Genomic DNA, 1,595 nt, shown 5'->3' with positions numbered 1-1,595 from the left:
CTAGTACTCCAGCAGGATTTCGCTGTCTGACCTGGTCTTTTCGTCGGGTGGCGGGAGTGTAGCGGGACTTCGATCGTGCGGGGGTGGTCTCACGGAGACCGCCCCTCGATCGTGCGACAACGCCGCAGGTAGTGACAGCGACGGGCGACTGCTTGGCGTCGGCGGCGCCAGTTCGACCAGCTCAGCGCATGGTGTCGTCCCCGGCGTCCGCTCAGGTGCGGGGGCCGGGCACGACAAGCTGCCAGGAGTCGCCGAACCTCCGCCACTGTGAGCCCGATGACCCCGGGTGTCTCACCTGTTCCGCCCCCTTTTCCCAGGGCTGGTGTGCCGTAGCGGCCAGGAAAGCGTGAGCGAGCATGGCCAGAGTGATGTGCCGATACCAGCCCACGTAGCGGCGGACCTCGTACTGATCCAGGCCGCACTCGTTCTTCGCGGCCTGAAAGCACTCCTCGATCGCCCAGCGTGCCCCGGCGACCCGCACCAGCTCCTGGACGGTGACCTGGAGGGGCGCGTAGGCGAGGTAATAGGCGATCTCGTCGGGCTTACTGACGCTGCGCCGGGCCAGCGCCCACCGCATCCGGTAGGGGACCTGGCCCTGATAGTCGAACTCGGCGACGGCCGGCAGCCGCACCGCTGCCCAGTGATAGACGCGGGGCCCCTTCGCGCCGTCGCCGCAGGAGATCTTCTCCCATGCCTCGGCGGGTGCCTGAGCGAACAGGCCCTCGATCCGTGAACAGCCCACGCTGAACTGGGACTTGGGCACAGCCAGCACGTAGCCGACACCCGACTGCTCCAGTAGCCGGCGGAATCGGTTGTCCTGGCCGTAGGCGGAATCCGCGGTGACCCAGGCAATGGGCAGCGGCGAGGCCAGGGCCCGCAGCACCATGTGCCGGGCCAGTTCGCCTTTGGTGGCGAACTCCCGCTCGTCGGGGACCCTTGCGGTGCGGCAGCGTTCCCGGTCCTCGGTCCAGGACTTGGGGAGGTAGAGCTCGCGGTCGACCAGAGCCCGGCCGCGGGCGGAGGCGTAGGCGGCGAAGACGCCGATCTGGCAGTTCTCGGTCCGGCCGGCCGTTCCGGAGTACTGGCGCTGGACCCCGGCGGAGGTGTTGCCCTTCTTGATGAACCCGCTGTCGTCGACGATCAGGACGCCGTCGGCCTCGCCGAGCTTGCCGGCGACGTATTCCTGCAGGTCGTCGCGGATGTCGTCGGGCTCCCACTTCGATCCGGCGAGGAGGTGCTGCAGGCCGTCAGGGGTGGAGTGGCCGGCCTGTTCGGCCAGCTGCCAGCTGTTCTTTCGTGCTACCGGGGCAAGCAGCCCGCGTACGTAGTCCCGCATGCGGCGGCGGAGCTCGACTCGGCCGAAGCGGTGCCCGATGGTCAGGAAGAGATCGTCCAGTTCGAGGTCCCACTGCGTGGCGGCAGACTCGGTGATCACCCTCGGAGGCTGCCCCGCCGCTGTCACTACCTGCGGCGTTGTCACACGATCGAGGGGCGGTCTCCGTGAGACCACCCCCGCACGATCGAAGTCCCGCTACACTCCCGCCACCCGACGAAAAGACCAGGTCAGACAGCGAAATCCTGCTGGAGTACTAGGG

The 1,595-nt window shown here is 68.2% G+C and carries 1 protein-coding gene; it reads right to left on the bottom strand.

Features of this window, described 5'->3' with window-relative positions:
* Positions 1 to 211: 211 nt before the first annotated feature.
* On the bottom strand, positions 212 to 1,435 hold the full coding sequence (locus tag QQM72_RS40640) for an IS701 family transposase (protein ID WP_399080447.1): 1,224 nt from the start codon (positions 1,433 to 1,435) through the stop codon (positions 212 to 214).
* Positions 1,436 to 1,595 lie beyond the last annotated feature (160 nt).

The organism is Streptomyces zaehneri, from assembly GCF_032248645.1.
Taxonomy (GTDB): domain Bacteria; phylum Actinomycetota; class Actinomycetes; order Streptomycetales; family Streptomycetaceae; genus Streptomyces; species Streptomyces coriariae.
Note: the sequence above shows the minus strand (reverse complement) of the source record. Positions and strands in the feature narration are given on the sequence as shown.